Genomic DNA, 23874 nt, shown 5'->3' with positions numbered 1-23874 from the left:
GGTCAGAAGTCGGCCAACGCCATCATCGCATAAGCGGGTGGCAACAAAGCACGCCGCCAGAAACCAAGCGGAAAGCGGCCGGGATTCTGACCAATCGGCTCTGGCAGTGCCGCGTCCTGCCCTAGCACCATACGCGACAATGCACGTCCACAATAGGTGCCCATCGCAACCCCATTTCCGTGATACGCAAACCCGGCAAACAGCCCGGATTGCCCCGGCACCGCCCCGGCAAACGGCGTCAGGCTGCGCGACAGGCACACCATGCCGGACCACATATGGGTGATGTCGACTCGCGCCCATGCGGGGAACATCTTGCGAAAGTCCGATTGAACCTTCTGGCGAATGGCAGCTTCGGCCTTGGCCGAAGACCGCAAACCGCCACGCATACCGAACAGGAACCTCCGGTCGGGCATGAGACGAAAGTAATGCAACAGATTGCGCGTATCGTAAGACATCTGATCCGTGGTCCAGCCCTGCGCCTGCAGCTCAGCCTCGGACATTGGGCGCGTTACAAGAACCGTTGACTGGGCAGGCATGTAGCGGCCAGCCATCCAGTCCGGGATATCTTCGCTTGAGTATCCATTGGTGCAGATTAGAACATTTTCAGCCCGCACACGACCTGCCGCTGTACGAATGTCAAAGCCCTTCGCGGATTTCTGTATGGCTTGCACACCACTTTTCTGAAACAGTTTCGTACCGGCGTTGCTTGCCGCATTCGCAAGTCCGAACAGGTATTTTCTGGGGTTCAGGCCGAATCCGACCGGATTGGTATACCCGCCATGAAACGCCCCCCCGAAGCCGAGCCCCGAAAGGTCCGCCGCCTCGTGCAATACTCCGGATGTGTCTGCGTTTCTGCGAAGGTTTTCCATCGCACGCGCGGTGTGGGCTAGTTGGGTTTCCCCTTTTGAATGGGTGTCCGCGCTGATCCCGTGGGCATCCAACAACTCAGCAACAAGGTGAACCGCCTCAGCTTCTGCCGCGCCATAGCTTTCGGCAGCCGGGGCGCCGTATATCCGAGCCATCGCTTTGTGGCTGAGTTTCGAGCCGCCGAGACAGCAGAACCCGCCATTCCGACCCGACGCGCCCCAACCGGGTGTTTCGGCCTCGAGCACGGCTACGGAAACGCCCGCCTCAGCCAAATGCAGAGCCGCAGACAGGCCCGTGAACCCAGCACCGACAATGGCGACGTCAACCTCTAGCTCGCCCTGCAGTTCCGGCCAATCCGGGGCGGCGATTGTCTCGTCCCACCAGCAGCCCTCACGCGGGCCGGGGCCGTAAGTGTATTCCGGGAACAGCCGTTTCATTCTGTACGGGCCGCTGCCATCTCATCCTGCTTTTGCCGGACCATTGCACGCTTGGTCACCAGAGACGCGGTTATGACGCCGACCGTGACAACCGCAATCATGATCGTGGACAGCGCGTTGATCTCGGGGCTGACGCCAAGACGCACGGCCGAGAATATCTTGATCGGCAGGGTTGTGGCCGACGGCCCCGAGGTAAAGGACGCGATCACCAGATCGTCTAGCGACAGGGTAAAGGCCAGCAACCAGCCCGAGATCACGGCGGGCGCGATGATCGGCAGCGTCACCAGACGGAACGCTTGCGCAGGTGAACAACCAAGGTCCAGCGCGGCCTCCTCCAGCGACTGATCGAAGGTTACAAGGCGCGAGGACACGACGACCGAGACAAAGCACATCGAAAAGGTCGTATGCGCCAGAACGATGGTCAGGATACCGCGATCCAGCCCGATCCCGATGAACAGCAGCAGCAACGACAAGCCGGTAATCACTTCGGGCATCACCAGCGGGGCGTAGATCATGCCGGAAAACAGCGTGCGGCCAAAGAACCGCCCGCCGCGCACCAGCACATAGGCGGCGGCGGTGCCCAGAATGGTCGCCAGCGTTGATGAGAACACGGCCACCCGGATCGTCACCCATGCCGCATCCAGAAACGCCTGGTTCTGGACCAGTTCGCCGTACCATTTGGTCGAGAACCCGGCCCAGACGGTGACCAGTTTGCTTTCGTTGAAGGAAAAGATGATCAGGATGATCATCGGGATGTAGAGAAACGCAAATCCCAGCGTCAGCGAGACCGCGTTGAACCAGCTTAGCCTGTTCATTGCTCGGCCTCCGTCTGTTTTTGCTGGTTGCGCTGGAACAGCACGATCGGGATCACCAGGATCAGCAGCAGCACCACCGCCACGGCGCTAGCGACCGGCCAGTCACGGTTCGAGAAGAACTCCTCCCACAGAACCTTACCGATCATCAGGGTACCCGATCCGCCCAGAAGCGAGGGGATCACGAATTCGCCAATCACCGGGATCATGACAAGGAAACAGCCCGCGATAATGCCGGGGCGCGACAGTGGAATCGTCACCAGCCAGAACGCCTGAATTCGGGAACAGCCAAGGTCTTCAGCCGCCTCGATCAGGGATTCGTCCATCCGCTCCAGCGCCGAATAGATCGGCAGGATCATGAAGGGCAGATAGGTATAAACGATCCCGATATAGACCGCCGTATTAGTGTTCAGAATGGTCAGCGGGGTCGAGATTATGCCCGTCCACAGCAGTAGCTGGTTCAGATACCCCTCGTTCGAGAGGATACCCATCCACGCATAGACCCGGATCAGGAACGAGGTCCAGAACGGCAGGATTACCAACATCATCAGCGTCGGTCGCCATTCGGCAGGCGCGCGGGCCATGCCATAGGCAATCGGATAGCCCACCAGCAGGGTCAGAAACGTCGAAATCAGTGCTATCTTGACGCTGGACAGGTAAGCCTTCCAGTAGAGGTCATCCTCGGTCAGCCAGACATAATTTTCCAGGTCAAGCTGGCTAAAGAACTCTTTGATGCCCGCCCAGCCCTGCGAAAAATCCAGCGTCGGCGTGTAAGGCGGGATCGCCAGCGCAATGTCGGACAGCGAGATTTTCAGGACGATGAAGAACGGCACCAGAAACAGCACCAGCAGCCAGACATAGGGAATGGCGATCAGGAACGCGCGGCGCATCAGTCGGCCAGCAGAACCGCGGCCGTCGCTGTCCAAGACAGCCAGACCGGGTCTTCCCAAGTGAATGAACGGCGCGAGATGCGGCGGGTATTGGCCGTTTGCGCCTTAATGATCGTGCCGTTCGGCAGCTCGACATAATAGGTGGAGAGATTGCCCAGATAAGCGATATCATGGACCTTGCCTTGCACCGCGTTGATCGCATCCGCCGGACGGTCGGCGGAAATCGTCACCTTTTCGGGCCGGATCGCCAAATGACAGGCTTGTCCTTGCGCCAGACCATTGGCCGAAGTCGCTGTCAGCGGGGCCTGCCCCTCGGCCCAGTCGATCTGATAGGTGTCTTCGCCGTTCGGCGTTGCACGCCCTTCGATGATGTTCACATCGCCGATGAAATCCGCCACGTAGACCGAGTTTGGGTTTTCATAAATCTTGTCCGGCGTTGCCACCTGCATCAGCTTGCCCTGATCCATGACCGCAACACGGCTGGCAACGGTCATCGCTTCCTCTTGATCATGAGTCACGATCACGAAGGTGGTGCCGGTCTTTTCCTGAATGTCCATCAGTTCAAACTGCGTGTCCTGCCGCAGCTTCTTGTCCAGCGCGCCCAAAGGCTCGTCCAACAACAACAGCTTAGGAGCCTTGGCCAGAGATCGCGCCAGCGCAACCCTTTGCCTTTGGCCACCCGAAATCTGATGCGGTTTGCGCCGGGCGAATTGTTCCAGCCGAGTCAAGCGCAGCATTTCCTCGACCCGTTCCTCGAGGTCATGCTTGGGCATGTTGTCCCGGCGCAATCCAAAGGCGATGTTTTCCCAGATACTCAGATGTGGAAACAGCGCGTAGGACTGGAACATCATGTTCACCGCCCGCTTGTTCGGCGGGATCGGGTCGATGTCCTGACCACCCAGCATGATGTGGCCCTCGGTGGGCGTCTCAAACCCTGCCAGCATCCGCATCATCGTGGTCTTGCCGCAGCCCGACGGCCCCAGCAGAGCGAAGAATTCTTTCTCGAAAATATCCAGAGACAGATTGTCGATCGCCGTGAACTCACCAAACCGCTTGGTGACATTCTGGAACTGGATCAAGGGTTTCGCCTGAGGGTCCTCCCACGGCGCAAAGACTTCAGAGTTCAAAACGGCCCCCGTTCGACAATCTGGAAAATGGGGCAAGGCGGACATGCCGCCCTGCCTTGGAAAATCGGATCAGGTGCCCGATTTGATCTTGGTCCACAGACGAGTCACAACCCGCTGCGTTTTCGCCGGATAGGGCGTGGTGATGTAGAGGTTCTGCATCGTCGCATCATCCGGGTAGATCGCCGGATCACCAATCACGTCTTCCTCAAGGAACTCTTGCGAGGCCTTGTTACCGTTGGCGTAATAGACGTAGTTCGACGCTGCCGCCATGTTGTTCGCGTCCAGAATGAAGTTCAGGAACTTATGCGCACCCTCGGGGTTCGGCGCATCTGCCGGAATCGCCATCTGGTCGAACCACATCAGCGAGCCTTCGGCGAACGGGTGGTATTCAATCTCGACCCCGTTTTCGGCCTCGGCCGCACGGTCACGGGCTTGAAGGATGTCTCCCGACCAACCCACGGCCACGCAGATATCGCCATTCGCCAGCGCGTTGATGTATTCCGAGCTGTGGAACTTCTGAATATGCGGACGCACGCTGGTCAGAATTTCTTCGGTCTTACCAATCACGTCCGTATCATGGCTGTCCGGGTCCTCGCCGATATATTGCAGAACCATTGGAATGATCTCGGACGGAGCGTCCAGGAAATGTACGCCGCATGTCGCCAGTTTTTCCATGTTCTCAGGCTTCAGCACCAAGTCCATGCTGTTCAGGGAAACATCCTCGCCAAGCACTTCCTTTACCTTGCCCACGTTCAAACCGATCCCGGTGGTGCCCCACATGTAGTTGATCGAATAGGCGTTGTTCGGATCGTATCCCGCAGTGCGTTCCTGAATGACATCCCACAGATTGCCCGAATTGGACAGTTGTGAAGCATCCAGTTCCTGAAACGCTCCGGCCTGGATCTGACGCTGAAGGAACGTGCCGGACGGCACGACAACATCATAACCCGAGCCACCCGCCAGCATCTTGGTCTCTAGAACCTCGTTGCTGTCGAAGACGTCATAGATGAGGGTCAGACCGGTTTCTTCCTCGAACTTGGACAGAAGGTCTTCGTCGATGTAGTCGGACCAGTTGTAAACTCGCACCTCTTCGGCGAAGGCCGCCGAAGTCCCCAGCGCGAGGACCGCTGTCATGGTCAGCGTTTTGATTGACATTTTTTTCTCCCTGCAAGTGTACGGGTATTTTCCCGTTTTTTTGGATTTGATCAAGTTTTGCGTTTTCCCCCGATCCCAAGTATGGTTTCACGAGGTCAGGCACCTGGCAAGTCAACATCATTGGAAACAGGGCAAACCACTTGGATTTGATCAAAAATAAGGCGCTCGGGTCGTCCGCATCCGATCAGAAACGACCCGCTCATGAACAGGTCTACCAGATACTCAGATCCCAGATCATGTATGGCGAACTGGTCCCCGGACAGCCCGTCACAATCCAAGGGCTGACTGATTCGCTCGCCGTTGGCATGACCCCCGTGCGAGAGGCCATCCGACGGCTGATATCGGACGGAGCGCTGGTATTTCAGGGCAACCGCAGGGTCAGCGTGCCGCTGCTAACGCAGCGCGACGTGGAGCAGATGATTTATGCAAGAATATCAATCGAATCAGAGCTTTCCAGACGAGCGGCCACAAACGTTTTACCTGCCGATGTCGACTATCTGGAACGTCTTGACCAGCAGTTGGACCAGACAATCGCCGACGGCGATGTCAGTGGGTATCTGAGACTGAACCACCAGTTTCACGAAACCCTGTACGCTCATGCCGATGCACCGATTCTCAACGATCTGGCAGAACGTCTATGGCTCAGATTCGGGCCGTCGCTGCGGGTCGTATGCGGTCGATTCGGAACTCAGAGCCTGCCGGACCGTCACAAGGACATCATTGCAGCCCTTCGCAATCAGGACGCTGATCTTGTTATGAAAGCAACCGCACAAGACATCGAACAGGGCATGGAACTGATGGCAGATGCGTTAGCGAACTCCTAGATTATCGTGATTCGATTGACAGGAAAAAATTTGATCATATTGTGATGCCCAACCGCTCTTGCAGGAGATTCACTGATGTCGACCATCACCAATCACATGCCGACCGCCGAGTTGCAGGCGCTGGACGCCGCTCATCACATGCACCCGTTTTCAGCCAACGGCGCACTTGGGAAAGAGGGCGCGCGCGTCATCACCCGCGCCAAGGGCGTCTATCTGACCGATAGTGACGGCGAAGAAATTCTGGACGCCATGGCGGGCCTGTGGTGCGTCAACATCGGCTATGGCCGCGACGAACTGGCCGAGGCCGCTGCGCGTCAAATGCGCGAGCTGCCCTACTATAACACCTTCTTCAAAACCACCCACGTGCCCGCCATCGCGCTGGCCAAGAAACTGGCCGAACTTGCGCCCGGCGATCTGAACCATGTCTTCTTTGCCGCTGGCGGGTCCGAGGCCAACGACACCAATATCCGTCTGGTGCGCACCTACTGGGCCGAAAAAGGCCAGCCCGACAAGAACATCATCATCAGCCGCCACAACGCCTATCACGGTTCGTCCGTCGGCTCGGCCTCGTTGGGCGGCATGGCTGGGATGCACGCGCAGGGCGGCATTCCGATCCCGAACATCCATCACATCAACCAGCCGAACTGGTGGGCCGAAGGCGGTGACATGTCGCCGGAGGACTTCGGTCTGGCCCGCGCGCGCGAGCTGGAAGAAGCGATCCTGGAACTGGGTGAAAACCGCGTTGCGGCCTTCATCGCGGAACCCGTGCAGGGCGCTGGTGGCGTGATCGTGGCACCTGACACGTACTGGCCCGAAATCCAGCGCATCTGCGACAAATACGATATTCTGCTGATCGCGGACGAGGTGATCTGCGGCTTCGGTCGTACCGGCAACTGGTTCGGCTCGCAAACTGTGGGCATCCGCCCCCATATCATGACGATCGCCAAGGGGCTCAGCTCGGGCTATGCGCCCATTGGCGGGTCAATCGTCAATGACGAGATTGCCGAGGTCATCGGCGGGACCGAGTTCAACCACGGCTACACCTATTCCGGCCACCCGGTCGCGGCCGCAGTCGCGCTAGAGAACCTACGCATCCTCGAAGAAGAAAAGATCGTCGAACATGTCCGCGACGTCGCCGCGCCTTACCTCAAGGAAAAGTGGGAGGCGCTGGCTGATCACCCGCTGGTGGGTGAGGCGAAAATCGTCGGCATGATGGCCTCGATCGCGCTGACTCCGGACAAGGCCAGCCGCGCCAAGTTCGCCTCGGCCCCCGGCACCGTAGGCTATGTTTGCCGCGACCGTTGTTTTGCCAACAACCTGATCATGCGCCACGTCGGTGACCGGATGATCATTTCGCCGCCGCTGGTCCTGACCCCGTCAGATATCGACGAAATGTTTGTGCGCATCCACAAATCGCTGGACGAAGCGCAGGCTGACATCATCGAACAGGGGTTGATGAAAGCCGCGTCATAAGCGGCATTTGACCTTGTTTGGAAACTGAAACGGGCGGCTCTTTGGGGCCGCCCTTTTTTAGCGCATACGTTCCAGCAGTTTCAGGCTGGGATACCCATCGGGCAAAAGCCCCTGCGCCAGTTGATAGGCGCGAACGGCATTGACCGTGTTGGGACCGGTCCGCCCGTCGATGCCCTGCGTGTCGAAACCAGCTTGGGTCAGCCGCGTCTGCAGTTCCTTTTTCTCGGTGAAACTCAGCACGCGATCCCCGCGCGGCCAATCAGCCTGAAACGGGGCGCGACCGGACAGGCGATCTGAAAGATGGCCGATACCAATCACGTAAGCATCTGCGCCGTTATAGGCCTCTATCACGCTGAAATTATCAAAAATCATAAGCGCAACGCCCTGCCCGCCTGCAGGCAGCAGGATCGCGGCCTGCCCATGATCTGCCACCGGGCTGCCATCCATTGCAGTCACACCCCGCGCCGCCCATTCAGATGGCAGCAAAGTATAGTCTCGCTTGGCGGTGGAAAAATCGAACGCGTCCGGCAGACGCACTTCAACGCCCCATGGCTGCCCCTGCGTCCAACCATGGCGCGCCAGATAAGACGCGGCAGAGGCCAACGCATCCGTCGGGTCATCTGACCAGATATCGCGGCGGCCATCTCTGTCAAAATCCACGGCGTGATCCAGATACGAGGTCGGCATGAACTGCGTATGCCCCATCGCCCCAGCCCAGCTTCCAACCATGTCGTTAGGGCGGACGTCCCCGGCCTCAATGATCTGCAACGCGGCAATCAACTGAGTTTCAAAGAACCGCGCCCGACGCGCATCAAACGCAAGCGTCGCCAGAGATCGAATGGTGTGGTCGCTTCCCCGAAAGGACCCGAAGGATGTCTCTAACCCCCAGATCGCGGCCACAACCTCTTTTTCAACGCCGTACTGCGCCTCGATCCGGGTCAGTGTGTCGCCGTGGCGCTGCAATCCTGCGCGGCCATCGGCAATACGCCGGTCCGAGACAGCGGTATCCAGATATTCCCAAATTGGTTTTGAAAACTCGGCCTGATTGCGATCCCGTTTGATGACATCCTTGTCATATGTCAGGCCTTCCAGCGAACGGTCCAGGGTCAGACCGGAAATCCCCTGCTCAAGGGCGCGCTCACGAAAGGCACCCAGCCACGCCTGAAACCGCGCGTTTCCTTCGGTAGACACCCGATACTCCTTGGCTGTAGGTCGAATGACCGGTCGGATCGAGACCGTTACATCGGCCGAAGCCAACTGCAAGACCTGCAAATTATCTGAATTGTCCTGCGATTCCGCCTGCACTATGGATGCCCATAATGCAACGGTCATGACGCCGCTTATGCATTTACGCATTCCGATTTTCCTGATTACTGCTCAGCCTCAGGATAGCGCAAAACCGCATTTCGACAAAGCGATCATGTAGACACGTCGCAATCTTTCGCCTTCAGCCCCAATCCGGCCAGACGTTAACTGGACCGAGCCGCACGACCTTGCCGTTCAGATCGGAGGAACCCGTCACCGTTGGCTTAAAAACACAAGGTCGAGACTCGTCATCTCTGACGGCGCTTGCGTTCGATCTTTCGCCTGATTTTGTCTTTCTTGCGTTTGCTGCTGACAACCTTGAGCCGTGCGCCGCGTTTGGCAGGGCCACGGCCCCGGGGCAGAGCCTGATCGTCGATGGACAACAACTCCAATTCCAACCCGCCAGTCACCGGCGTCGCCTCGGTCAATCGCACGGTAACGCGTTGGCCGATGGCGATGATCAGGCCGGTATCCGACCCCATCAACGTCCCGGCCTCGCGGTCGAAATGAAAAAATTCGCGCCCCAGAGACCGCACCGGCACCAGCCCATCCGCGCCGGTTTCGTCCATCTTTACGAAAGCGCCAAACCGGGCAATGCCGCTGATACGGCCGGTGAACTCATTGCCCACACGCTCGCTCAGATAGGCCGCCAGATAGCGGTCGGTGGTGTCGCGTTCAGCCATCATGGATCGACGCTCGGTATCCGAGATATGTGTTGCGGTCTCATCAAGCCGCGCGATTTCATCCTCGGTCAGCCCGTCCTGCCCCCACCCATGCGCCGCAATCAGCGCACGATGCACGATCAGGTCGGCATAGCGACGAATGGGTGAGGTGAAATGGGCATAGTTCCGCAGCGCCAACCCGAAATGGCCGAAATTCTCAGGGTTATAGTACGCCTGCGCCATAGACCGCAGGGTCGTCAGATTGATCAGCTCGGCATCCTCGGTCCCCGCAGCGGCGTTCAGCAGCGCATTCAGGTGACGGGTCTGCAGCACTTGGCCCTTGGCCAGATTCAGCCCGGCGGCCTGAGCCGTTTCCCGTAGACTTTCCAGCTTTTCGGGCGCGGGTTCTTCATGGACTCGGAACAGAAGCGGGCGGCGTTTGGCGATCAGCGTTTCAGCCGCGGCGACATTGGCGAGGATCATGAACTCCTCGATCAGCTTATGCGCGTCCAGCCGGTCGCGGAACGCCACGCTGGTCACTTCACCAGTGTCGCTGAGGACAATCTTGCGTTCGGGCAGGTCCAACTCCAGCGGTTGCCGAACCCCGCGCGCAGTTTTCAGCGCGGCATAGGCGGCATAGAGCGGTTTCAAGACCGTCTCCAGCAGCGGCCCGGTGCGGTCGTTCGGATTGCCATCGATGGCCTCCTGCACCTCGGCATAGTGCAGCGACGCGGCCGAGCGCATCAGGCCGCGCACGAACCGGTGGCCGATCTTGTTACCCTCGGCGTCGATCTGCATCCGAACGGCGATACAGGCGCGCGGGACGCCTTCGTGCAACGAGCACAGATCGCCCGACAGACGGTCCGGCAGCATCGGCACCACGCAGTCGGGGAAATAACTGGAATTGCCCCGCTTGCGTGCTTCGCGATCCAGCGCGGTTCCGGGCTGCACATAGGCAGCAACATCGGCGATGGCGACCCAGATCACGTGGCCGCCGGGGTTCTTGGGGTCATCATCTGCGTGGGCATAGCACGCATCATCATGATCCCGCGCATCCGAAGGGTCGATGGTCAAAAGAGGCATATCCCGCAGGTCTTCGCGCCCTTTCAGGCCGACCGGTTTGGCCTTGTCAGCCTCATCAATCACCTTGTCGGGGAAGTCATCCGGGATGCCATGCTGGTGGATCGCAATCAGCGATACCGCCTTGGGCGCGGTGGGATCGCCCAACCGTTCCACAATGCGCGCGCGGGGCAGGCCCATGCGGTTCTTGGGCCCGGCCTGTTCCGCTTCGATCAGTTCGCCATCCTTGGCCCCATGTACCGCGCCATCGGGCACCAGCCACTCGTTTTGGCCTGCCTTGTCGATGGGCACGATCCGTCCGCCCTCGGCCCCTTTGCGGAAGATACCCACGATCTTGCGCGGGTTTGTTCCAATGCGGCGGATCAGGCGGGCCTCGTAATTATGGTCTTCCTCATGCACCACGGTCAGGCGGGCCAGAATCCGGTCGCCCTCGCCCAATGCCGGGTCGCTGGCACGGGTGATCAGCAGCACGATGGGTTCGACCCCCTCACCGTGCCATTCCAGCGGGCGGGCGAACAGGTCGCCATCCGCGTTCGGCGCCTTTACTTGCAACACGCTGACCGGCGGCAGACGATCCGGGTCGCCATAGCTGCGCTTGCGCTTTTCCAGATGGCCCTCGGCCTCAAGCTCGCGCAGGATGCGTTTCAGATCGATCCGCGCCGCGCCCTTGATCCCAAAGGCTTTGGCGATATCGCGTTTCGAGGTCAGGGTGGGGTTCGCCGAGATCCAATCAAGGACCTCCTGCTTGGTGGGTATGCGACTCATACATTCGGCGTAACACGGGCGTGCGACGGCGTCATGACTAAAAAAGCGGATCAGCGTTTCAGATCAGCCACCATGTCCACATCACTTAGTTGATCCAGCAGGGCAACACGCGCGCCGGGGATCGAGGTCAGCGTGTCCGCCAGCGCATGTTCGGTAGACCAGCGCACATCTTTGAACAGGCCGCTGGGCAGCGCGCCAAATCGCTGAGCGCCTACCAGCCAATAGCCGCCGTCCGGCGCAGGCCCAAAGGCCATCTGAGAAGACCCCAGCGCCCTGAACGCCCGCGCAATATGAGCGCGGGTGATCCCCGGAATATCCGCACCGATCAGGCAGACGGGGCCAACTGGCATCCCGCGCAGCATCCGCCCCATCCGGTCGCCCAGATCACCACGCCCCTGCGCGGCGCGCGGCAGGTCCGCAGGCCAGACGCGGCTGCTCAGCCCCTCGCGATCTGGCGAGACCGCCAGCACGATCTGCCAGCGTGGATCGCGCAAGCGCCAGATCAGCGAACGAGTCTGGTGCCGGAACCACCATGCAGCCCCGACCATGCTGATATCGCGGCCTAATCGGGTCTTCACCCGCCCCGGCCGCGGTTCTTTCACCATGATCACAAGGGTGCGCTGCATGTCAGGCGAAATAATCCCGCAAAATGCGTGAATAGATCGCCTTGAGCTGCTCGATCTGGGCCACCTCGACGCATTCATCCACCTGATGCATCGTGCGCCCGACCAGACCGAATTCCACCACCGGGCAGTGATTTTTGACAAACCGCGCGTCCGAGGTGCCACCCGTCGTCGACATCTCTGGTCTCATACCCGTTTCCGCCTCAACCGACTTGGCAACCAGATCAGACAAAGGACCGGGGGGCGTGAGGAAACTTTCGCCCGAAATCTTGATCCGCACGTCGATCTCAACCCCAAACGCGTCCGCCACCGCAGCGGCCTCGGCCCGCAGCCAATCGCTGAGGCTGGCCCCGGAATGCAGATCGTTGAAGCGGATATTCACCGCGCCGGTACATTGCGCAGGGATCACGTTGGTCGCCGGGTTTCCGGTGTCGATTGTCACCACAGCCAGTGTCGAGGCGTCGAAGTGATCCGTGCCCTGATCCAGTTCGTGGCTGGCCAGCCGATCCATCAACCGCGCCATTGCGGGCATCGGATTCTTGGCCCGGTGCGGATAGGCTGCGTGCCCCTGCACCCCGGTCACGGTGAACCAGATATTCATCGAACCGCGACGGCCGATCTTCATCATCTCGCCCATCGTATTGGGGCAGGTCGGCTCACCCACCAGACAGACCGACATCTTCTCATCCGCGCTGTCCATATAGTCCAGCAACGCGGTTGTCCCGTCCACGGCATCACCTTCTTCGTCGCCCGTAATGGTCAGGATCACCGCCCCGTCCGGAGGCGTTTCGCGCACGAAATCAACCGCAGCCGCAGCAAAGGCCGCAACACCGGACTTCATGTCCGTCGTTCCGCGACCGTACATGACCCCATCTTTGATCTCGGCCCCAAAGGGCGGCATGGTCCATGCGGCCTCATCCCCGATCGGAACAACATCCGTGTGACCATTGAACCCAAAGCTGCGCGAATGCCCTTTTGCGCCCCATCGGGCAAATAGGTTGCTGATGCCGCCACGGTCTACCCGAGTGCAGTCAAATCCAGCGTCGGACAGGATTTTCTCAAGCAGTACAAGGGCGCCACCTTCTTCTGGTGTGACCGAAGGGCAACGGATCAGGTCCGCTGTCAATTGTACCGGATCTGTCATTTTCGTCTCTTTCTGACTGTATTTTCGCGGGATCGCGCACAGATTCAACGAATTGAGCAAATTGCCAACCCCTGCAGACACGATTTCAGTGGCTTTTTTGCCAATCCACCAGATTGGCGTTCCAATAAATCATGACTGTTTACCCAAAGACCATCTTGCCGCACCGTTCAAAACTGCGTTACAGGGCGGCGAAACAGGTAAATTGACGATGAAACGTGCCCTTTTCGCTTTGATCTGCCTGACTTTCGCCGTTCTTGCACAGCAAAGCCAGGCCCAGACTCTGTCGGTCGCCACCGTGACCCGCACTCCGTTTTCCTTTGTCGAGGACGGAGCGCAGACCGGTTTTTCAATGGACTTGCTCGCAGCGCTGTCTGAATCCCTGAATTGGGACTACGAGATCAGCCGCACCGAAGCCTTTAGTGACATGCTGGGATCGGTTCAGGACGGGTCTGCGGATCTGGCGATCGCCAATATTTCGATCACGGCCTTGCGCGAAACGCAGATGGACTTCAGCCAGCCGATATTCGAGGCGGGTTTGCAGATCATGGTCCCATCCGACGCGGTGCGCCGCCCCTCGCTGTTACAGGCGCTGTTGTCACCCGAACTGTTCATCGCCATCGGGCTTGCTTTTGCCATCCTTCTGGGCGGCGGGATGCTTATGTGGGTGTTTGAACGCCGCTCGCAGCCTTATTTCGACCGCAAACTGGACGAAGCGTGGTTCCCTTCGTTCTGGTGGGCGCTGAACCTGGTGGTCAATGGCGGGTTCGAGGAACGGATGCCCCGCACCCCATTTGGTCGGCTGTTGGGCGTTGTTCTGGTCGTCTCTTCGCTGTTTATCGTATCCGTCTTCACAGCGCGGATAACGTCTGTGATGACCGTGGACGCCATCAGCGGCAACGTGAATTCGGTCAACGACCTATACGGAAAGCAGGTTGGCACGATCACCGGTTCGACCGCGGCCAATTTCCTGAACCGACGCGAGATCGAGTTTGTTGGCTATGAGGGTCTGGAACCAATGCTGGAGGCGTTCAGAAACGAAGACTTGGACGCCGTTGTGTTTGATGCCCCGATCCTGTCCTACTATGCCTCGCACGAAGGGCGGCGGATCGCGTCAGTAACAGGTGGTGTTTTTCTGCGCGAAAACTATGGAATTGCCTTCCCGACCGGTTCTCCACTGGTCGAGGAGGTCAACCAAGCATTGCTGTCCTTGCGTGAAGACGGCACCTATGACGAGATTTACCGCAAGTGGTTCGGGGTTCGGAACTAAGCCGGTTCCTCATCCCCGAAAAACGGTGTCATCTGCGCGACGATAACAGCGTTCTCGTCCAGCGCGCGCTGCATCAGGGCGCGTTCATCGGGATCAATGTCGTGGCCCTGCGCCTCACGCTCGGCCAGAGTGCCATAGCCGGTCACATCCAGAGGCGCCGTATCCGCCTGTTTCAGGATCGCCACGGTCTCGCGCACCGCCTCTGCCTCATCCACGCCGCTGGCAAAGCACATCAACGCCGCACCGGTGGCGCCTTCGGGCAAACCGTCACCGTCCTTGCGGCCGATCTGCACAAGCAGGGTGTAAACTTGCTGACGAGAGGGTTTCTTTTGCTTTTCCATGCGGGGGCCATAGCCCCGTGCACTGTCCCGGTCAAGCGATTGCGATAGCGTAAGCGCCTCGTCATAGTGGCCCTGCCGTCAGCCAAAAAGGTGCTTCATGACCTATCCAGATTTCATCACCGATTTTCCCAGCCTAGATGTCCCCTTCCCCGAGGATGTCGTGCAGACCTCCGTGATCCGGTCCGATGCCGGGCTGGTGGCGTTTTTTACCTTTCTGAAGGATTTTGAACTGCCCATGCATTCGCATAAGGCCCAATGGGGAACGGTGATCGAAGGTGAGGTTGAACTGACCATCGGTGATGAAACCAAAACCTACCGCCCCGGCGACAGCTACTCGATCCCCTCGGGCGTCGAGCATGGCGGCAAGATCAAGGCTGGATCGCGGGTGATCGACGTGTTCGAGGAACCCGACCGCTATCCGGTGAAAGGCTAACAAAAAAGGCCGCAGCGCGGTGCTGCGGCCCTTGTTCGGTTGGCGCGGGGTTTAGTCGCGCAGCAACTCGTTGATCCCGGTTTTCGAGCGGGTCTTTTCATCCACCCGCTTCACGATCACCGCGCAGTACAGGCTAACATTGTTCTTGGACGGCATCGAACCGGCCACAACCACCGAATAGGGCGGCACTTCGCCATAGGTGACCTCACCGGTTTCGCGGTCGACGATCTTGGTCGACTTGCCGATAAACACGCCCATGCCCAGAACCGAGCCTTCGCGGACGATACAGCCCTCGACCACCTCGGACCGGGCACCGATAAAGCAGTTATCCTCGATGATGGTCGGACCCGCCTGCATCGGTTCCAGCACGCCGCCAATGCCGACGCCGCCGGACAGGTGGACGTTCTTGCCGATCTGTGCGCAAGAGCCGACGGTGGCCCAGGTATCAACCATGGTGCCCTCATCCACATAAGCGCCCAGGTTCACGAAAGACGGCATCAGCACCACGCCCGGCGCGATATAGGCCGACTTTCGGACCACGCAGTTGGGAACCGCACGGAACCCGGCCGAGCGCCACTGGTTTTCACCCCAACCGGCGAACTTGCTGTCCACCTTGTCCCACCAGCCACCGGCCTGTGGGCCGCCGTCCTGGATTTCCATATCCTTGATGCGAAAGCCCAGCAGAACCGCTTTCTTGGCCCACTGGTTCACATGCCAGTCGCCGCTCTCCTGCTTTTCCGCCACGCGCAATGCGCCGCTGTCCAGCGCGTTCAGCGTATCCTCGATCGCCTCGCGCTGCTCGCCGGTGGTGGCGGGGGTAATTGTGTCGCGCGCGTCCCAGGCGGCTTCGATGGCGGATTCGAGTTGAGCGTTGGACATGGGGGGCTCCCTGCAGAATCTGTTTACGTTGGTCTTGCCTATACGCAAGCAATGGACTGGCCGCAATGCGACGCAGAAGGCGCAGTTTGCGTCCGATTGCGCCGGTTTCAGCCGCCCAAAGGGTCAGGAGAGATATTGCCGCCGCAGATAAGCACCGCCACGCGCTCTTGCGGTTCGGGTTTGTAAGCGCCCGACAGCAACGCGGCCAAAGCTGTTGCGCCCGCCGGTTCGACCAGAATGCGATGGGCGCGCCACAGCACGTGTTGCGCCTTGGCGATGGCCTCATCTGACACCAGAACCGATGTCATGCCCTGCGCCAGTCCGAAACAGATCGACCCAATCCGCCGCGCGCCCAGCGCATTGGCCGCTATGCCCGAGACGGTGACATCCACAGGTTCCCCAGCACTCAACGCGGCGTTCAGCGCACAGGATGTCTCGGGCTCGACCGCCACAACCTTGCGCGCCCCTTGCAGCCATGCCAACGCGCCCGCGATCAGACCGCCGCCGCCGACTGCGATCAGAATAGTGTCAGCCTGCAACCCCTGCGCGTCCCATTCGGCGAAACAGGTGCCCTGACCAGCCACCGTCGCAGGCGCGTCGTAGGCGTGTATCTGCATCGCGCCGGTCGCGTCCTCATGCGCCTTGGCCGCCGTCAACGCGTTGGCGTATTCGCCCGACACCACGCTCAAATCCGCTCCCGTTTGCCGGATCAAAGCGATCTTGGACGGGCCGGCCAGTTCGGGCACGAAAATCTTGGCCGGATATCCCAGAGTCTGAGCCGCGTAAGCCGCCGCAGCGCCATGATTGCCACCTGACGCCGCAACGACACCTGCCTCGGGGACAGCCATGTTGAGCAACGTGTTGAACGCCCCGCGTGCCTTGAAACTGCCAGTGTGCTGCATATGCTCCAGCTTCATCTCAACCGGATAATCCAGCCCCAACGCGCGGCTTTCCATCACGGGCGTCACCTGCGAATACCCGGCGATCCGGTCGGCGGCTGCTGAAATTTCGCTCTTCCAATTCATTCTTGTTCTTCCGTGACTGGCACTCTGACCGCGAACCCTATAGCTGTTTTGGAAACACGCAAGCAGGGAAGCTTCACCCATGAGAGAAGACCGCCACAATCCGTTCCGCGACGCGCAGACCGACCGCTCGACCGCGAGCGAGGTGCCGGACACGCCGCAGACCCGCTCGCCCGCTTATCGCCTTGCCTTTGCCGATGACGAGTTCCTGTGTCGGGACGAGTTGCGCCCGGTGCGCCTGCAACTGGAACTGCTCAAGCCCGAGATGATCATGTCCGAGCGTGAGATTACCTCGACCATCGTCATGTTCGGCGGCGCGCGCATCCCGGAACCGTCGCAGAAACACACCGCCCGGACCGAAACGCTGGCCGGTCTGTCGCAATACTACGACGAGGCACGTGAGTTTGCCCGGCTGATGACCGAGAAATCGAACCTGACAGGCTGCCGCGAGAACGTGATCGTCACCGGTGGCGGCCCCGGCGTGATGGAGGCCGGCAATCGCGGCGCATTGGATGCGGGTGGCTGTTCCATCGGGCTGAATATCGTGCTGCCGCATGAACAGGCACCGAATGAATTCGTGACGCCCGAACTCAGCTTCAACTTCCACTATTTCGCCATCCGCAAGATGCACTTTCTGATGCGCGCCCGCGCCATCACCATCTTCCCCGGCGGCTTTGGCACCCTGGATGAGCTGTTCGAGTCGCTGACCCTGATCCAGACCGGCCGGATGGACCGCGTGCCCTTCCTGCTGTTTGGTCGCGCGTTCTGGGAAAAGGTGATCAACTGGGAGGCGCTGGCAGATGCTGGCACCATCTCGGACGAAGATCTGGACCTGTTCCGCTTTGTGGACACCGCGCAAGAGGCGGTCGAGATCATCGAGAACTGGGAACCCGCCCCGCCCCGCGACGACATTCCGGGGCGCTGAGCCATGACCCCCAAACCCGGAGAGATGCTGCACTTGCGCGGCAATACCCTGAACGCCGGTGATCCCGTGGCGCTGCCCCTGACACAAAGCAGCATGTACCACCTGCCCGGCGCGCCGGACGGTTTGGCAACCTATGGCCGCGTCGACAACCCCACATGGGTGCATCTGGAACATGTACTGGCCCATCTGGAAGACGCGCCCTGTCTAGCCTTCCCCTCGGGCATGGCCGCGATCTCGGCGGCGTTCTTTGCCACCATCAAGGCCGGGTCGCGCATTCTGATCCCGTCCGATGGGTATTATGTCACCCGCGTTCTGGCGGATCGATTTCTATCGGGTCTGGGAGTATCGGTCACCGAACGCCCCACGACCACCTTTACCGAGGGCGGGTTTGACGGGTTCGACATGGTCTTTGTCGAAAGCCCCTCGAACCCCGGTCTCGACATGATGGACCTGCCCGCGATTGCCCAAGCCGTGCGCGCGGGCGGAGGGATCACGATTGCCGACAACACCACCATGACCCCGCTGGGCCAGCGCCCGCTTGATCTGGGGGTGGATGTGGTTGTCGCGTCAGACACCAAGGCGATGGGCGGGCATTCCGATCTACTGATGGGTCATGTGTCCAGCCGCAACGCACAGATCATGGAACGGGTCGAGGAATGGCGGCGCGTGTCCGGCGCGATCCCCGGCCCGCATGAGGCGTGGCTGCTGCATCGAGGGCTGGAAACGCTGGACGTGCGATTTGACCGGATGTGCGCCTCGGCGCAAGTGCTGGCTGAACGGCTGGCAGATCACCCGGCGGTGAAGGCCATCCGCTTTCCCGGCCTACCCTCTGATCCCGCGCACAAGCTGGCCAAGGCTCAGACCGCGCGGTTCGGGTTCCTGCTGTCAATCACGCTGGACAGCGAGGAACAGACCGAAACCTTCATCACCTCTTGCCCGATGCTGCGGCCCGCCACGTCCTTTGGCGGTGTCCACAGCTCGGCCGAGCGCCGCGCGCGCTGGGGCGATGATGTGGACCCGGCGTTCATTCGCCTCTCGGTCGGCTGCGAACCGGTCGAGGAGCTGTGGCAGGCCATCAACAGCAGCCTGAATGCACTGTGATTACTTCTTCTTTGGCTCGCGCAGCTCGGTGAACACATAGATCGGCAGCACGATGCTGGCGATCAGCGCCCCCAGCCAGACCAGCAGGGTCGCAGCCAACAGGTTCGAGATGCCGCCCACAGTCAGGCCGTTGGTAATCAGGTCGGTCAGCAGCAGGCCAACGAATGTCACGATCAACGCGATACCACCTTTGATCGCGGGGGCGCGTTTTTCGCCCATCTTCAGGATCAGCGGTTCGGCAATCCACTGAACCAGCGTGAAGACGATCACCACAACGATGAACGAGATCGGCCGGATCGCAAATTCGGGCAGCAAAATCGCGGCAAGCAACAACCCGATGGCGTTACCGACCAACAGGGCCAGAATGGACTTGAGTCTGCGCGTCATTGAGGTCTCCGTCAGCAATCAATTAGAAACATGAAGATATTAGCAGGATTAAGAGATTTAGCGAGGCGTTTCAAAAGCCCCTTCCTTTTGGCCTATTGAAATCGCATGATAAAACGGAACTATCAAGATCAGACCCCCACCGATGAGAGGTGAGATGAGCGACGATCCTTATTCCGTCCTTGGTGTTGCGAAAGACGCCACCGCCGCCGAAATCAAGAAAGCCTATCGGCGTATCGCAAAGGAATGTCACCCGGACCTGAAACCCGGCGACGCCGAGGCAGAGGCCAAGTTCAAGGCCGCCGCTGCTGCCTATGACCTGCTGAAAGACCCCGACACGCGCGCGCGATATGACAATGGTGAGATTGACGCCTCGGGTCAGGAACGTCCGCAGCAGCAATATTACCGCGACTATGCCGAGGCCGCCGGAAACCCCTATCGCGGACGGGCCGCGGACCCGGACGATATGTCCGACATCTTTGCCGAGTTCATGCGGGGACGCGGCGGCTTTGGCCAGCGCACACAGGACTTTCACGCGCCCGGCCACAATCGCGGCTACAGTCTGAAAATCAGCTTTCTGGATGCCGTGTTCGGGGCAAGCCAGAAGCTAACGTTGCCCGATGGCGACCGGATCGAGGTCAAAATTCCAGCAGGCATAACCGACGGCCAGACAATCCGTCTGCGGGGCAAAGGCGACCCCGGTTTCGGCGAAGGGCCGCCCGGTGATGCTCTGGTCACAGTTTCGGTCGCGCCACATCCTGTATTCAAGCGACAGGGGGACGACATCCACATCACACTGCCAATCTCGATCGACGAGGCCATACTGGGCGGCAAAGTCCCGGCCCCAACCATAGATGGCGGTGTAAATGTCAGCGTCCCTGCGCGAACCAGCAGCGGCAAAACTCTGCGATTACGCGGGAAAGGCGTCAAGAAACGCGGATCAAACGAGCGCGGAGATCAATTGATCGAGCTGACAATCTCGATGCCTGACCGAATTGACGATGAACTGAGGGGCTTTTTCGAGACTTGGCGCGAGAGCCACAGCTATGATCCGCGCAAAGGAATGCCGTCATGACCCGTTCCCTGACCGAAGAAGAACTGATCGAAACCGTTTCCCGACTGACTTCTCTGCGCTTATCCGAATACCTCGCCGCCGAGATCGTCATCCCCGAGCAAACAGACCGGGGGCTCGTCTATCACAGTCTGGACGTGGCGCGTCTTGAACTGGCCTGCGAACTGCACGAGCAGTACGATATGGAGGCGGATGCCCTGGCCATGATGATCTCACTGATCGACCAGATGCATGGGCTGCGTGCTGAACTGCGCGAGGTTTTGAGCGCGGTCGAGGCCCAGCCGGACCCTGTACGGCAGACGCTGATCGAAGTCATCGGAGCAGCGCGTTTCAGCCGGAAGTGAATGGTCAGTTCCCCACCACGTATTCCTCAGGCACGAAAAAGGTGTAATCCCGGTCCGCGACGGCTTCGTGGCAATCGTGACAATAGGAAACGGCGCTGGCGCGATCGCCCATCGTGTCCCCAAAAAGCGACCCATCCGGCATGACCATTATATATCGCCAGTCTGCCGTGTCGGGGCTGGCACCCTCGGCCAGTTTTTCCATTATGAACAACGCGCCCGGGTGCGTATTGCCTTCGTCCGTAACGGTCATGCTGTCCTTGGCCAGCACGGAACCCATCGGCAGTTTCTCACCGTCCTGCAGAGTGCCATAGTTGTGCGCCATGCGGTTTGCATAACTGTTTACAAACCGCTGCCCGTGGGTTGCCGAAATATACGGCGCATCATTGAACAAGGGCCAGTTCTGGTAATTTCTGAGTTGTTCAAGCTGCGCGGCGGCATATCCTTGCGCCATTCGCTTCTGCAAAGACTCATAAATACGCAGCGCCTCATCCTTGGAAAGCTCTGCAGGATTCTCAATCGCGAGATGCGCGTCCTCGTCGCTTGACTGAGCCGCCACCTGCTTCGCAGCAAAGCCCGCAACGGCCAAGATGCAGAGCAAATTGAGATTATGTGCTATCAACCGTGAAAACATAATGATCGCCCAACTGGTCAATTCCGTTCATTTGAAAGCCGCGCCAGGTAAAGGAAAATAATAGCGGCAAAGAACAATCTCGCCAAACTCGGTTCAATACATTCACCGCAATGTGCGCAGCCGTGAAAGAAATTCACCCGCTTTGACCAGACAAATATATCAAATTGCGCATGCAATAGACAGCGTTCAGCGCAGGAAATCTGGTATCTGGTCGCGCAAATTTTAGGCTTACTGCCCTTCCAGACCCGCTTCGGCGGCAATCTGCCTACGGGATTTCCGGGCACGCTCGGTTGCTGACTTCAACTGACCACAGGCGGCCATGATATCCTCACCGCGAGTCTTGCGGATCGGCGAGGCATAGCCCGCTTGGTAGATGATATTCGCAAAGGCCCGAATGCGGTTGTTCGAGCTGCGCTTGTAGGGCGCACCGGGCCATTCATTGAAGGGGATCAGATTGATCTTGGCCGGGATTTTGTGGCGTTTGATGTGATCAATCAGACGATGTGCGTCTTCGTCACTGTCGTTCACACCATCCAGCATCACATATTCAAAGGTGATCCGCTCGGAATTCGACACATTGGGATAACTGGCCAGCGCCTGCAGCAATTCCTCGATATTCCAGCGTTTGTTGATCGGCACCAGCACGTCGCGGGTTTCGTCGGTCGTTGCGTGGAAGGAAATGGCAAGCAAACAGCCAATCTCTTCGGCGGTGCGCGCAATTTCCGGCACCACGCCCGATGTGGATAGGGTGATCCGACGACGCGACAGGGAAATACCCTCGGGGTCCATCGCGATCTTCATCGCGTCACGGACATTTTCAAAGTTATAAAGCGGCTCGCCCATGCCCATCAGGACGATATTCGACAGAAGGCGGGTTTCGTCCTTGGGTGCGCCGGGGGTCGGCCATTCCTCAAGATCGTCGCGCGCCATCATCACCTGACCGACGATTTCCGCCGCAGTCAGGTTCCGCACCAGTTTCTGCGTCCCGGTATGGCAAAAGGAACAGGTCAGCGTGCATCCGACCTGAGACGAAATACACAGTGTCCCACGGTCTTCTTCCGGGATGTAGACCACCTCGACCTCGTGGCCTCCTGCGATCCGCACAAGGTATTTGCGGGTGCCGTCCTCAGAGATTTGCCGCGTCACCACTTCGGGGATTTCGATGACAAAGTTCTCGGCCAGTTGCGCGCGATACGCTTTGGCGAGGTTGGTCATTTCGGAAAAGTCGCGCACACCCCACTGATAGATCCACTGCCATATCTGGCCGGTGCGCATCTTGGCCTGCTTCTCAGGCGTGCCATGTTCAATCAGCACCTCACGCAAACGATCGCGGGTTAACCCGACAAGGTTCACCTTCCCCTCAGGCAACTTGCGAGGGATGGTCATGACATCTTGAGTGATCGGCGCTTTGGGCGACATAGGGCTATCTCGGCAGATTCTGGCTTGGGATGCGCCTCTATATAGGACACAGCGCAAAGATCAAAAGGAATCGTACGGATCAATTTGCAAGCCGCAACAATTCGTCCACGCGCGCCCGGCCAAGCTCAACCCGGCAGGAGGTGATGGCGATGCCTGTCCCGGACCCGCCCCCGAAAGAAGCACCCACAGCGTCGCACTGCGCGTCCCTGTATCCTAACCAAGCGTCTTGTGAGGCTTCCAAAGCGGGTTGGGCGACGACACGTTGCGTCACCTCGTCCAACTCTTTTGCGGCCTGCATCGCAATCGAAAAACTTGTCTCCAACGCCAGCCCGACACGCTTTTCCATGTCGCCGACACATGTTCCGATTTCGACCTGAGAACTGGCGTCTCCGCACTCCAAAGCAGGATCCGCTACGGCGGAGGACGAGAACAGCAAGACAAAAAAGACGAGACGCATAGCCAACCCCGGGGAAATCATTGATGCAACGGCAGCTACAATAGCACGCAACCGGCAATGACCCCAAACGCGGTTCGGTCGCATCAGCTTGGCTCATGCGACCGAAGCCCGTAGGCTAATTCAGACTGGATTCTGGTGCCGAAAGACGATCAGACCCCGGCAGGCAGGATATCACAATCCGTAGCGTCCAGCGTTTGCACCGGATCTTGCGGACCGCACTGCTCGCCGGATACCGGGTAGGTATCAGCTTCTTTTTCACACGCACTAAGAAATACGGCAGCCGTCATCAACAACGCGGCAAGAGATTTATTCAGCATATCAAGTTCCTTCGTTCTCACTGAACCGATTAGTTCAGATAATTCGGGCCCTCTCTTTGATACGGATCAAATTAAGGGTCAATATCCGACCAAAGGAATTCCCATTGAAAAACGGAAC

The 23874-nt window shown here is 59.2% G+C and carries 25 protein-coding genes; 8 read left to right on the top strand and 17 right to left on the bottom strand.

Annotation, left to right across the window (positions count from 1 at the left end):
- Positions 1 to 2: 2 nt before the first annotated feature.
- From ACR0LH_RS16565 to ACR0LH_RS16545, 5 genes are read right to left on the bottom strand one after another with little or no spacing between them, the layout of a single operon-like run.
- Positions 3 to 1304, bottom strand: a complete 1302-nt coding sequence (locus ACR0LH_RS16565; protein ID WP_480721732.1) for an NAD(P)/FAD-dependent oxidoreductase — start codon at positions 1302 to 1304, stop codon at positions 3 to 5.
- The gene (locus tag ACR0LH_RS16560) at positions 1301 to 2119 is read right to left on the bottom strand and encodes an ABC transporter permease (protein WP_170388811.1); all 819 of its coding nucleotides are present in this window, start codon (positions 2117 to 2119) and stop codon (positions 1301 to 1303) included. The genes ACR0LH_RS16565 and ACR0LH_RS16560 overlap by 4 nt, the downstream gene beginning before the upstream one ends.
- Positions 2116 to 3006, bottom strand: a complete 891-nt coding sequence (locus tag ACR0LH_RS16555; RefSeq protein WP_480721730.1) for an ABC transporter permease subunit — start codon at positions 3004 to 3006, stop codon at positions 2116 to 2118. Before ACR0LH_RS16555 ends, ACR0LH_RS16560 begins: the two co-directional genes overlap by 4 nt.
- Entirely contained in the window at positions 3006 to 4178 is a 1173-nt protein-coding gene (locus tag ACR0LH_RS16550) for an ABC transporter ATP-binding protein (protein ID WP_480682066.1), read from the bottom strand. Before ACR0LH_RS16550 ends, ACR0LH_RS16555 begins: the two co-directional genes overlap by 1 nt.
- A 24-nt stretch (positions 4179 to 4202) precedes the next feature.
- Positions 4203 to 5288 (bottom strand): polyamine ABC transporter substrate-binding protein, encoded by a 1086-nt coding sequence (locus tag ACR0LH_RS16545; protein WP_480721728.1) that lies wholly within the window; start codon positions 5286 to 5288, stop codon positions 4203 to 4205.
- A 140-nt stretch (positions 5289 to 5428) separates the two neighbouring features.
- Here ACR0LH_RS16545 and ACR0LH_RS16540 point away from each other — a divergent pair, with 140 nt between their 5' ends.
- Together ACR0LH_RS16540 and ACR0LH_RS16535 are read left to right on the top strand one after the other, a co-directional pair.
- Positions 5429 to 6112 (top strand): GntR family transcriptional regulator, encoded by a 684-nt coding sequence (locus ACR0LH_RS16540; RefSeq protein WP_480721727.1) that lies wholly within the window; start codon positions 5429 to 5431, stop codon positions 6110 to 6112.
- A gap of 75 nt (positions 6113 to 6187) precedes the next feature.
- Positions 6188 to 7585, top strand: a complete 1398-nt coding sequence (locus ACR0LH_RS16535) for an aspartate aminotransferase family protein (RefSeq protein ID WP_480721726.1) — start codon at positions 6188 to 6190, stop codon at positions 7583 to 7585.
- 57 nt (positions 7586 to 7642) lie between these two features.
- Here the strand turns inward: ACR0LH_RS16535 and ACR0LH_RS16530 are convergent, their stop codons facing one another.
- From ACR0LH_RS16530 to dapE, 4 genes are all read right to left on the bottom strand, one after another.
- Positions 7643 to 8941 (bottom strand): lytic murein transglycosylase, encoded by a 1299-nt coding sequence (locus ACR0LH_RS16530; RefSeq protein WP_480721724.1) that lies wholly within the window; start codon positions 8939 to 8941, stop codon positions 7643 to 7645.
- 197 nt (positions 8942 to 9138) lie between these two features.
- Entirely contained in the window at positions 9139 to 11397 is a 2259-nt protein-coding gene (gene rnr / locus ACR0LH_RS16525) for a ribonuclease R (RefSeq protein WP_480721722.1), read from the bottom strand.
- Positions 11398 to 11447: 50 nt separating this feature from the next.
- On the bottom strand, positions 11448 to 12023 hold the full coding sequence (locus tag ACR0LH_RS16520) for a TIGR04282 family arsenosugar biosynthesis glycosyltransferase (protein WP_480721721.1): 576 nt from the start codon (positions 12021 to 12023) through the stop codon (positions 11448 to 11450).
- A 1-nt stretch (position 12024) separates the two neighbouring features.
- On the bottom strand, positions 12025 to 13164 hold the full coding sequence (dapE, locus tag ACR0LH_RS16515) for a succinyl-diaminopimelate desuccinylase (protein WP_480721720.1): 1140 nt from the start codon (positions 13162 to 13164) through the stop codon (positions 12025 to 12027).
- 208 nt (positions 13165 to 13372) lie between these two features.
- Here dapE and ACR0LH_RS16510 point away from each other — a divergent pair, with 208 nt between their 5' ends.
- Positions 13373 to 14431, top strand: coding sequence for a transporter substrate-binding domain-containing protein (locus ACR0LH_RS16510; protein WP_170485809.1), 1059 nt, complete (start codon positions 13373 to 13375; stop codon positions 14429 to 14431).
- Here the strand turns inward: ACR0LH_RS16510 and ACR0LH_RS16505 are convergent.
- Complete coding sequence (locus ACR0LH_RS16505; RefSeq protein ID WP_170388822.1) at positions 14428 to 14772, bottom strand: hypothetical protein; 345 nt, start codon at positions 14770 to 14772, stop codon at positions 14428 to 14430. The two genes, ACR0LH_RS16510 and ACR0LH_RS16505, sit on opposite strands and share 4 nt — an antisense overlap.
- A 97-nt stretch (positions 14773 to 14869) precedes the next feature.
- Between ACR0LH_RS16505 and ACR0LH_RS16500 the strand changes: the two genes are divergently transcribed.
- Complete coding sequence (locus ACR0LH_RS16500; protein ID WP_480721718.1) at positions 14870 to 15205, top strand: cupin domain-containing protein; 336 nt, start codon at positions 14870 to 14872, stop codon at positions 15203 to 15205.
- A 51-nt stretch (positions 15206 to 15256) separates the two neighbouring features.
- Here ACR0LH_RS16500 and dapD read toward each other — a convergent pair whose 3' ends face one another.
- Both dapD and ACR0LH_RS16490 read right to left on the bottom strand, forming a co-directional pair.
- Positions 15257 to 16084: a 2,3,4,5-tetrahydropyridine-2,6-dicarboxylate N-succinyltransferase gene (dapD, locus tag ACR0LH_RS16495; RefSeq protein ID WP_480721717.1), complete on the bottom strand. Its 828-nt coding sequence runs from the start codon at positions 16082 to 16084 to the stop codon at positions 15257 to 15259.
- Between the two features lie 107 nt (positions 16085 to 16191).
- Entirely contained in the window at positions 16192 to 17109 is a 918-nt protein-coding gene (locus ACR0LH_RS16490) for a threonine/serine dehydratase (protein ID WP_480721716.1), read from the bottom strand.
- Between the two features lie 79 nt (positions 17110 to 17188).
- On the opposite strand from ACR0LH_RS16490, the gene ACR0LH_RS16485 reads away from it, so the two are divergent.
- The gene (locus ACR0LH_RS16485) at positions 17189 to 18031 is read left to right on the top strand and encodes an LOG family protein (RefSeq protein ID WP_170485812.1); all 843 of its coding nucleotides are present in this window, start codon (positions 17189 to 17191) and stop codon (positions 18029 to 18031) included.
- A gap of 3 nt (positions 18032 to 18034) precedes the next feature.
- A complete protein-coding gene (locus ACR0LH_RS16480) occupies positions 18035 to 19132 on the top strand; it encodes a cystathionine gamma-lyase (RefSeq protein ID WP_480721715.1) in 1098 nt (365 codons plus the stop codon).
- Here the strand turns inward: ACR0LH_RS16480 and ACR0LH_RS16475 are convergent, their stop codons facing one another.
- Positions 19133 to 19519: a hypothetical protein gene (locus tag ACR0LH_RS16475; protein ID WP_170388828.1), complete on the bottom strand. Its 387-nt coding sequence runs from the start codon at positions 19517 to 19519 to the stop codon at positions 19133 to 19135.
- Positions 19520 to 19673: 154 nt separating this feature from the next.
- On the opposite strand from ACR0LH_RS16475, the gene ACR0LH_RS16470 reads away from it, so the two are divergent.
- Positions 19674 to 20591 carry a DnaJ C-terminal domain-containing protein gene (locus ACR0LH_RS16470; protein ID WP_480721714.1) on the top strand — a complete coding sequence of 306 codons (918 nt, stop codon included), beginning with the start codon at positions 19674 to 19676 and terminating at the stop codon, positions 20589 to 20591.
- Positions 20588 to 20932, top strand: coding sequence for a hypothetical protein (locus ACR0LH_RS16465; protein WP_170388830.1), 345 nt, complete (start codon positions 20588 to 20590; stop codon positions 20930 to 20932). The genes ACR0LH_RS16470 and ACR0LH_RS16465 overlap by 4 nt, the downstream gene beginning before the upstream one ends.
- 4 nt (positions 20933 to 20936) lie before the next feature.
- On the opposite strand, the gene ACR0LH_RS16460 is transcribed toward ACR0LH_RS16465, so the two are convergent.
- From ACR0LH_RS16460 to ACR0LH_RS16445, 4 genes are all read right to left on the bottom strand, one after another.
- Complete coding sequence (locus ACR0LH_RS16460) at positions 20937 to 21563, bottom strand: cytochrome P460 family protein (protein ID WP_170567315.1); 627 nt, start codon at positions 21561 to 21563, stop codon at positions 20937 to 20939.
- Positions 21564 to 21791: 228 nt separating this feature from the next.
- Positions 21792 to 22982, bottom strand: coding sequence for a dual-specificity RNA methyltransferase RlmN (gene rlmN, locus ACR0LH_RS16455; protein WP_170570853.1), 1191 nt, complete (start codon positions 22980 to 22982; stop codon positions 21792 to 21794).
- A 79-nt stretch (positions 22983 to 23061) separates the two neighbouring features.
- Positions 23062 to 23439: a lysozyme inhibitor LprI family protein gene (locus tag ACR0LH_RS16450; protein WP_170567320.1), complete on the bottom strand. Its 378-nt coding sequence runs from the start codon at positions 23437 to 23439 to the stop codon at positions 23062 to 23064.
- 149 nt (positions 23440 to 23588) lie between these two features.
- Complete coding sequence (locus ACR0LH_RS16445) at positions 23589 to 23756, bottom strand: hypothetical protein (protein WP_170485818.1); 168 nt, start codon at positions 23754 to 23756, stop codon at positions 23589 to 23591.
- Positions 23757 to 23874: the final 118 nt, after the last annotated feature.

The organism is Ruegeria sp. CL6 (assembly GCF_056536465.1).
Note: the sequence above shows the minus strand (reverse complement) of the source record. Positions and strands in the feature narration are given on the sequence as shown.

Excerpts from the sequence above, each read along its gene's own strand:
- ACR0LH_RS16565 (WP_480721732.1), bottom strand. The coding sequence starts at position 1,304 with ATGAAACGGCTGTTCCCGGAATACACTTACGGCCCCGGCCCGCGTGAG.
- ACR0LH_RS16475 (WP_170388828.1), bottom strand. The coding sequence starts at position 19,519 with ATGACGCGCAGACTCAAGTCCATTCTGGCCCTGTTGGTCGGTAACGCC.
- ACR0LH_RS16480 (WP_480721715.1), top strand. The coding sequence starts at position 18,035 with ATGACCCCCAAACCCGGAGAGATGCTGCACTTGCGCGGCAATACCCTG.
- rlmN (WP_170570853.1), bottom strand. The coding sequence starts at position 22,982 with ATGTCGCCCAAAGCGCCGATCACTCAAGATGTCATGACCATCCCTCGC.
- dapD (WP_480721717.1), bottom strand. The coding sequence starts at position 16,084 with ATGTCCAACGCTCAACTCGAATCCGCCATCGAAGCCGCCTGGGACGCG.
- ACR0LH_RS16485 (WP_170485812.1), top strand. The coding sequence starts at position 17,189 with ATGAGAGAAGACCGCCACAATCCGTTCCGCGACGCGCAGACCGACCGC.
- ACR0LH_RS16500 (WP_480721718.1), top strand. The coding sequence starts at position 14,870 with ATGACCTATCCAGATTTCATCACCGATTTTCCCAGCCTAGATGTCCCC.
- ACR0LH_RS16520 (WP_480721721.1), bottom strand. The coding sequence starts at position 12,023 with ATGCAGCGCACCCTTGTGATCATGGTGAAAGAACCGCGGCCGGGGCGG.
- ACR0LH_RS16460 (WP_170567315.1), bottom strand. The coding sequence starts at position 21,563 with ATGTTTTCACGGTTGATAGCACATAATCTCAATTTGCTCTGCATCTTG.
- ACR0LH_RS16550 (WP_480682066.1), bottom strand. The coding sequence starts at position 4,178 with ATGTCCGCCTTGCCCCATTTTCCAGATTGTCGAACGGGGGCCGTTTTG.
- ACR0LH_RS16470 (WP_480721714.1), top strand. The coding sequence starts at position 19,674 with ATGAGCGACGATCCTTATTCCGTCCTTGGTGTTGCGAAAGACGCCACC.
- ACR0LH_RS16560 (WP_170388811.1), bottom strand. The coding sequence starts at position 2,119 with ATGAACAGGCTAAGCTGGTTCAACGCGGTCTCGCTGACGCTGGGATTT.
- ACR0LH_RS16510 (WP_170485809.1), top strand. The coding sequence starts at position 13,373 with ATGAAACGTGCCCTTTTCGCTTTGATCTGCCTGACTTTCGCCGTTCTT.
- ACR0LH_RS16490 (WP_480721716.1), bottom strand. The coding sequence starts at position 17,109 with ATGAATTGGAAGAGCGAAATTTCAGCAGCCGCCGACCGGATCGCCGGG.
- rnr (WP_480721722.1), bottom strand. The coding sequence starts at position 11,397 with ATGAGTCGCATACCCACCAAGCAGGAGGTCCTTGATTGGATCTCGGCG.
- ACR0LH_RS16445 (WP_170485818.1), bottom strand. The coding sequence starts at position 23,756 with ATGCTGAATAAATCTCTTGCCGCGTTGTTGATGACGGCTGCCGTATTT.
- dapE (WP_480721720.1), bottom strand. The coding sequence starts at position 13,164 with ATGACAGATCCGGTACAATTGACAGCGGACCTGATCCGTTGCCCTTCG.
- ACR0LH_RS16545 (WP_480721728.1), bottom strand. The coding sequence starts at position 5,288 with ATGTCAATCAAAACGCTGACCATGACAGCGGTCCTCGCGCTGGGGACT.
- ACR0LH_RS16530 (WP_480721724.1), bottom strand. The coding sequence starts at position 8,941 with ATGCGTAAATGCATAAGCGGCGTCATGACCGTTGCATTATGGGCATCC.
- ACR0LH_RS16555 (WP_480721730.1), bottom strand. The coding sequence starts at position 3,006 with ATGCGCCGCGCGTTCCTGATCGCCATTCCCTATGTCTGGCTGCTGGTG.
- ACR0LH_RS16505 (WP_170388822.1), bottom strand. The coding sequence starts at position 14,772 with ATGGAAAAGCAAAAGAAACCCTCTCGTCAGCAAGTTTACACCCTGCTT.
- ACR0LH_RS16535 (WP_480721726.1), top strand. The coding sequence starts at position 6,188 with ATGTCGACCATCACCAATCACATGCCGACCGCCGAGTTGCAGGCGCTG.
- ACR0LH_RS16465 (WP_170388830.1), top strand. The coding sequence starts at position 20,588 with ATGACCCGTTCCCTGACCGAAGAAGAACTGATCGAAACCGTTTCCCGA.
- ACR0LH_RS16450 (WP_170567320.1), bottom strand. The coding sequence starts at position 23,439 with ATGCGTCTCGTCTTTTTTGTCTTGCTGTTCTCGTCCTCCGCCGTAGCG.